The organism is Proteus sp. G3927, from assembly GCF_963894685.1.
GTDB lineage: Bacteria > Pseudomonadota > Gammaproteobacteria > Enterobacterales > Enterobacteriaceae > Proteus > Proteus mirabilis.
The window spans coordinates 46611-54023 of sequence record NZ_CAWQGX010000031.1; the positions used below are offsets into that span (position 1 = coordinate 46611).

Annotated in this window: 6 protein-coding genes and 2 pseudogenes; 7 read left to right on the top strand and 1 reads right to left on the bottom strand. The window is 39.0% G+C overall.

What is annotated here, in order from left to right; all coding sequences use genetic code 11:
- Window positions 1-166: 166 nt before the first annotated feature.
- A pseudogene (locus tag AACV00_RS14830) lies at window positions 167-405 on the bottom strand (IS6 family transposase); the annotation flags it as partial.
- A 560-nt stretch (window positions 406-965) separates the two neighbouring features.
- Here AACV00_RS14830 and AACV00_RS14835 point away from each other — a divergent pair.
- The 7 genes and pseudogenes from AACV00_RS14835 to AACV00_RS14865 form a co-directional block, all read left to right on the top strand.
- On the top strand, window positions 966-1250 hold the full coding sequence (locus tag AACV00_RS14835; protein WP_237584967.1) for a helix-turn-helix domain-containing protein: 285 nt from the start codon (window positions 966-968) through the stop codon (window positions 1248-1250).
- A 430-nt stretch (window positions 1251-1680) separates the two neighbouring features.
- Complete coding sequence (locus AACV00_RS14840) at window positions 1681-2457, top strand: fimbria/pilus periplasmic chaperone (protein ID WP_161680419.1); 777 nt, start codon at window positions 1681-1683, stop codon at window positions 2455-2457.
- A 5-nt stretch (window positions 2458-2462) separates the two neighbouring features.
- Entirely contained in the window at window positions 2463-4958 is a 2496-nt protein-coding gene (locus AACV00_RS14845) for a fimbria/pilus outer membrane usher protein (protein WP_237584968.1), read from the top strand.
- 8 nt (window positions 4959-4966) lie between these two features.
- Window positions 4967-5383, top strand: coding sequence for an AfaD family invasin (gene afaD / locus AACV00_RS14850; protein ID WP_161680422.1), 417 nt, complete (start codon window positions 4967-4969; stop codon window positions 5381-5383).
- A 75-nt stretch (window positions 5384-5458) separates the two neighbouring features.
- A complete protein-coding gene (locus AACV00_RS14855; protein WP_161680424.1) occupies window positions 5459-5977 on the top strand; it encodes a hypothetical protein in 519 nt (172 codons plus the stop codon).
- Between the two features lie 37 nt (window positions 5978-6014).
- Window positions 6015-6533, top strand: coding sequence for a hypothetical protein (locus AACV00_RS14860; protein ID WP_161680426.1), 519 nt, complete (start codon window positions 6015-6017; stop codon window positions 6531-6533).
- A 222-nt stretch (window positions 6534-6755) separates the two neighbouring features.
- Window positions 6756-7413, top strand: a pseudogene (locus tag AACV00_RS14865) (IS5 family transposase); the annotation flags it as partial.

Consider the following 7413-nt stretch of genomic DNA (forward strand, 5'->3'; position numbering starts at 1 on the left):
AATTTTTCTTTTTAACTAACAGTATGAGTTCTTCAATGGGATCCCGTGGTAGATCAATTTGATCAATCATCGCCTCGATAATTTCGTTAATATTTTTATTATGATTTTTGGGTCATGTATTCAATCCGGTTGTTGAGAGTTTTGATTTGCCGTTGTTCCAAGTTATACCGTTAACTTTGACGTAGGTTTCATCGAGCTGCCAAGAGGAAACCGATCGAATGAATTGATATTTTTTGCATTTTTTACGGAGAATGGGGGCATACTCAATAAATCAACGATAAATCGTTGAGCGGTGAGCGTATCACTGACGTTGGCATAGCCTAATGTCGTAGAGCCATACCAACGCAAGCACCAAATGATGATCGGGGGAGCAAAATGTTTCCATTTAAGCTCATTCGATGGCATGGCCTATTTCTAATAAGACATAATCAATACTGTGAGTGTTTCTCACTTAGGTCATTTTTGCAACAAGCCCGTTTTAAGACACTATCAGACAAACCGTTCTTTAAGTCAAAATACCCCGTATTCCTCTGTGGAGCCATTTCATTTTGCTTTTTTTAATTCAGTTGAAACTAAGATTATTTTTATCTAAGAAAATGGTTGGTTAGATTTAAAGTGTAACAAAATGAAAAAAATAAAGACGTTTTATCACAAAATACAGGGAACGGTATTTTTAGAAGATTTCACCAATAAAAAAATCAATTACGCGCCATGCGGGAAAAATACTTGTGGATCAATCGGTTGAATACTCTCTGTGTGTGGGGGGGGGTTGACTTTTGATCGATAAAATCGATCATTTATCAGTTGTCGATAGTTGAAACCTATCAAATTTGACTTATTTGATCGTTATAATCGTTTTTACAATTGTTCAGAGTCTATTTATATTCAATTCACATTAATCGCAGCTGTTAAATAATTTTTAGCCTTGTTATCACTGAGTAACCAATAATGAATGGAGTTAATGTATGCGCTCTGAAAATGAAATTAACTGCACTCAGGATTTAAATAAAAAACTGGGGCTTTTTTTAAGAGAAAATAGATTAAAGGTGAATTTGACAGGCAAAGAACTGGGGCGGCTGATGCATGTTAGTCAGCAACAAGTTTCTCGGTATGAAGCCGGTGTGACCAATTTGACAATCTCGCAATTAAATCAATATTTGATGGTGCTAGGTATTTCTTGGCAAGATCTTATTCGGAATGTGATTGAGGAAGATAATTGGGAATTCATTTTTAATCGTCTTTTACCCTGAATCACTAATTAATTTAAATATCGTTAATCACGCATGGTCATTAGGTCAACAATAGAACGTTTTAATCTATTGTTGGTGGTTGTTATTTTTAAATGACGGAACGAAAATAAGAAAAAGAAAGTTTATAGAAATGCACTTTTCTATCTTTGCCTGATTTCAATTAAATAATTAAATAATTAAATAATTAAATAATTAAATAATTAAATAATTAAATAATTAAACCGATATCGAGGGTGTTCTTACGTGTTTTTGTTGTGTGTTCACGCAGCCCGCCAAATGCGAATGAATACACAATGATGAAACAGCGATAAGTAGTAATCAATAAGGTTGTATAACTCTTTAAGTGGGAGTGCGTTTTATACAACGGTATTTTAATAAAATACGGGTCTATTAAATTAGGCTGCTTAGTTTTTAAATGGGGTAATGTTTAATGAGTCATAAAAAGGTTAATAAAATTGTCATGTTATGGGTGGCTTTGTGTGTAACTCAGACATCTGTAGCAAATTCATCCCCAACTAATTTAGTTCATGAAACGCAAAAGTTCTCTGTGGAAACGGGCGCAACAAGAGTTATTTTTACGCCGAATTCTCAAGGTTCAACTTTAACGGTAACTAATCCGCAAACATACCCGATTTTAGTACAGTCGGAAGTGTTACAAGCAGATAAAGAAACAAAATCGTCTTTTGTTGTCACCCCACCGTTATTTAGATTGGATGGTGAGCAAAGTAATCGTATACGTATAATCAATACTGAAAAATTAGGTCCTGATGATAGGGAGTCATTGTATTGGTTATGTATAACGGGTATCCCACCAGAAATTGATTCGGATTGGGTGACCGAAGATGAAAAATCAAAACAATTGGACTCTGCCACGTTATTAACTCAGATGAGAATAAAATCGTGCATTAAGTTAATCGTTAGGCCTAAATCGATTGCTAATAAAACAGCACTAGATGTTACATCATCAATTGAATGGATAAAAGAGGGTGAGCGTTTAAAAATACATAATCCAACACCTTATATTTTTAATTTTAAAGATATTAGTATTAATAATAAAAAAGTTAGCCTTCCTGACTCTGGGTATATCCTACCTTATAGCGATGCCGCTGTGAGCGTTAAAGCTGTGGGTGATAGTACCGTTTCATGGCATTTAATTACCGATTTTGGTGGTGAAAGTAGAAAGTTTGAATCAAAAATAAAAGGGTAGTAATGATGAAATTTAAATTAAGCATATTCGCTTTAGCTATTTTATCATTTTCGTCATTTAATTATGCCCAGCAATATACATTTAATTCAAAATTAATAGAGGGGGTTGATGGTGACTCTATTGACCTCTCTTTATTTGAAGGTGGAGGGCAGTTGCCAGGGACTTACTTGGTTGATGTCCTGATTAATGGCAGGCAAGTTGGCACATCATATATCCGTTTTTCAAAATTGGATGAGGATGACGAAAAATCGCTCTTGGTTCCCTGTTTATCAAGTCTTCAGCTGGTGCAGTATGGTGTTGATATTCAGGAAACAGAATCCCAAGTTGAGCAAACGGAAGATGCATGCTTTGATATTGCCTCGTTATCTGGTGCTAATGCCCATTTTAATTTTAACGCCCTGACCCTTGAGTTAAGCGTTCCTCAAATTTATTTAAAGAAATCCACAAAAGGGATAGCGAATCCTGAATTATGGAATGAGGGAATAACGGCGTTTATTTTAAATTATAAAGCTACAACAACACATACTACGTATAAATCAAATGTTCGTGAATCAAATAATTCAACGTGGGTTCAACTTAATTCGGGATTGAACCTTGGTGCTTGGCGTATCAGGAATAACTCCACATGGAAAAATACAAAAAGTGATACCAATCAATGGGAGAATATTGCTTTATATGCGGAGCGTGGATTATATAGCTTAAAGAGTCGCTTAACGTTGGGCGAACGTTATACCTCAGGTGATGTGTTTGATAGTGTTCCATTTCGAGGGGGCATGCTGGCTACGGATGATAAAATGTCACCCTCTAGTCAGTATCAATATTCCCCAGTAGTGAGAGGTGTTGCACGAACGCAAGCGCGTGTGGAAGTGAAACAAAATGGTTACACCATTTATGATGGTGTTGTGGCACCGGGTCCATTTGAGTTAAATGATTTATCGGTGAGTGGGGCCTCGGGCGATATCACGGTGACGGTTTGGGAAACGGACGGTGCTCCTCAGGAGTTTGTTATCCCCTATCAAGCACCTGCGGTTTCAGTTAAGGAAGGCTACCTTCGTTATAGTGTCATGTCAGGTCAATACCGGCCGAGTGATGACAATATAAAAAAGCAAGCGTTGGCTCAAGGGACCGCAATTTATGGTTTGCCTTGGGATATGACGGTTTTTACCGGAATACAGTTAGCGGAGCATTACCAATCACTGTTGTTAGGTGTTGGTAAGACGTTAGGGAATTTTGGTGCTTTGTCGGTTGATATCACCCAAAATCACAGCCAACGTTGGGGCCATGACACTCAAGATGGTCATTCTTTACAATTTCGTTACAACAAAGAATTTGACAGTAATACTCAGCTATCTTTAGCCAGTTACCAATATGACAGCAAAGGGTTCGACTCATTATCAGATACCTTAAATACATATACAAAAAACGGTTGGAAAAACAATGAATCTTCTAGCTATAAACAAAAAAGCCGTTTTGCGGTCACCTTGAATCAAGGGTTAGCTGAGTGGGGAAATATTTCGGCATCAGGTTATCGAGATGATTATTGGGATCGTTCTGGCTCCGATAATACTTATAATATAAGCTATTCTGTTTTAATCCGAAATGTAACAGCGTCACTGAATTGGCAGAAAACGCAATATACGAGAGAAAATGGACGTTCTAGTAATGATAATATCATCAGTGTTTGGCTAAGTGTGCCATTAGATGAATGGGTCGGCGGGAGTACCCGAGTATCTTATCGTTACACGGAACCGTCCAATGGTGGGGATACCCATGCGGTAGGGTTATCAGGTAATGCTTATGAGCAACGCTTGAATTGGAATATAAGCCAACAATACAAAACTAATTCGGCAGAAAACTCAAATAATGGAACGTTGAATCTTCAATGGCGAGGAGCATCAGGGCAGATAAATTCCAATTACAGCTACAGCAATCACTATAATCAAACGGGGATTGGTGTCAGTGGCAGTGTGGTGGCACATAGGGATGGTATTACATTGTCTCAACCATTTGAAGGGACGGCTGCGCTCATTGAAGCACCGGGGGCCGCAAATGTTAAAGCCAGTAGTTTACCTGGGATTGAAACGGACGGAAGAGGTTATGCGATCCAGCCATATTTAATTCCTTATCAGGAAAATACGATTACGCTTAACCCTGCGAGTTTTTCGTCGGACATTGATGTTAAAAATACCAATACTAAAGTGGTACCAACGGAGGGGGCGGTTATCCCTGCCAAATTTATAACCCAAATTGGTGCTAAGGCTTTATTTAATTTGAAATTTAAAAATGGCAAAGTCGTTCCCTTTGGGACGCTAGTGACAGTTGATAATCGTTTGGGGATCAATGGTATTGTCGGGGAACAAGGTAATTTGTATTTATCGGGTATTCCTGAAGAAGGTCTATTACAGATTAAATTAAAAAATGAGGTATGTTCAGTTAAGTATCAATTACCGCCTAAGAAGAACAATGATATTTATTATCAGTTAAGTGCAATTTGTCAGTAAGGAAAAAGATGAAAATAAATAAAATTATCCTGTCCTTCGTTCTCCTAGGATGGGGGGGAGCAACAAGTGCTTTATCCTTAAATATTAGACCTGTTGATGGATTAAAATCAGGGGTTATTACCGATGGGACGTTACTGGCGAAAGGCGAGATTTCTGATAATGGCGATTATTGTGGATTTAAAATATGGAGTTATGCTCCATTAAATAATGGCAGGTCACAACGCTATCGTTTATTTTCATCAGGTAAGCAATTGAATATACGTTTAAGTGCCCCAGAATTAATTCATGATGAATTAAATAAAATTAGCATTATAAAGAGCAAAAATAAAACGGAACTCTTTGAGATTGTCTCTGATGGAACACAAAAAATATCGTCTGCATCATGGGAAATTATATTAAACGGTTCTGTATTGAAGTGTCAGTAATATTTTAGTTTTTTTGTACCTATCGCACATTATTCTATTTTGGAATGGTGCATATATAAATAAAGGAAAGTAGAAATGAAATTGAAAAAAGTCAATGGGGTTAAATTATTATTAGGTGTTGCGGCAATCGCAATGAGTTCACAGGCGGCATTAGCAGCGGGTATCGCGAGTGATATCTTCACTGGAACAGCCAATGCGACTTATGCGTTGGGGCAAGGGCCACAACTCACTATTACCCCTGTAAACAATCTAAGAGCTGGGGAATGGACAACACCTGATACTCCTATTGCTAGCTTCAGCGTTTCAAATCTAGATGGGCACGATCACTATGCCATTAGATGGACACCGGGAACATTTACTTCAGCGGGAGCAGACGTTTCTAAGAATGCAGCTATTCTCTCTGGAAAAAATAATCCAAATAATAAACTTCTAGCTTTCTTTAATGCGGGCGACGGTTCTTGGTCAAATTCTGCGCCAGAGTGGTTCGTTTATCCATCATCAGTGACCACTGATACTATTGGAGCTTTAATAGGCCAGGAGATTAATGCGGACACTTATGTTGTGTCATTAGATGCTGCATTTTGGGCTTTATAAGTTATTACAATTAATTTGAATATTTAAGAGAGTATGTATGAAAAAGTTAAAAGTCGCTTTATTGGCATCTATTATTGCATTTGTATCAACAGGTTCAGCTATTGCAGATGAAATCGATTCTGAGGTTGTAACAGCAACGGCCGATGTGATTTTTACAGCTAGGGGAACGGCTTCAGTTACATTAACCGCGAGTGATGATCTTGTTGCTGGTCCGCAAACTGCAGGTACACAGGTTGCGACGGGCTTAGCTGAAGCGACAGAAAGTTCAGTGGCGATCCGCTGGACTCCGGCATCTGGTACAGTAACGTCAGAAAAAGAAAATGAGTTAAGCACAATCATTCAAGTTAAGGGAACGAATAATCCGACTCATATTGCTAACTTTGTGTTAGTACCAGACGCTTCGGCAGGACAAATGAGTAATGGTAACAACGGTTGGATTGTTCCTACAACTGCAAATACATCAACATTGAACTTCACCATTCAACAACATGATACAGCAGTTGTCGCGGGGGATACTTATGTATTGTCTGTTGACGCAGCTGTGTGGGCATATTAATACTCTAATATAAATAGATTAATTTAAATTAGACAGGTGTTAGTTTGAATTGTTGTGATTTAAGCTAACACCATTCTTATTTTTTAGCCTAATTAAATAACAAAAAGAAGGCCTGTTTTAATTGTTTTCTCATGTTTTTTGGGCTTGTTGCAAAAATGACTTAGAACCTATCCCAAAAGGAATTGTCAGGTAATACATAATGATAATTTCTGAGGGCGAAGCATGGTGGGCAACAAGTGGCAGATCAGTGATGGGCCCTGGGAGAAAATGGCTCCACTGATTCCGGAGCATAAAACTCACCATCCTCTGGGTACGCACCGCAAGCGGGTTGATAATCGCGCTGCAATGAACGCCATTTTCTTCGTACTCAGGACGGGTTGCCAGTGGAATGCGCTAAATGCCACCGGTATATGCTCGTCAAGCTCTGCTCATCGCCGATTTCAGGAATGGCGGGATGCTGGAGTATTTGAACGCTTCTGGCAAAACGGGTTGCTTGCTTGCGAACAGTTGGACGCTATTGACTGGTCGTGGCTGTCGATGGATGGTTGTATGACCAAATCACCGCTGGCAGGCTCAAAAAAACAGGCAAGAACCCAACAGACCGGGGGAAACGGGGCGTAAAGCGCAGTCTGATGACCGATGCGAACGGATTGCCTCTCTCTGTGGTGGTCGCTGGAGCAAATACGCACGACATAAAGCTGGTTGCGGATACGCTCGATGCCCTCCAGACGGGCAGACCGGGCAAGAGGCTCCGGTTGTGCATGGACAAAGGGTATGAAGCGGAATGGTTGGGATCGTATCTGAAAAGTCGTCGCTATGAACCTCATATCCAGTCACGGAAGGATGAGTCAGAAGCCATCAAAAACACGGATTTTAAGGC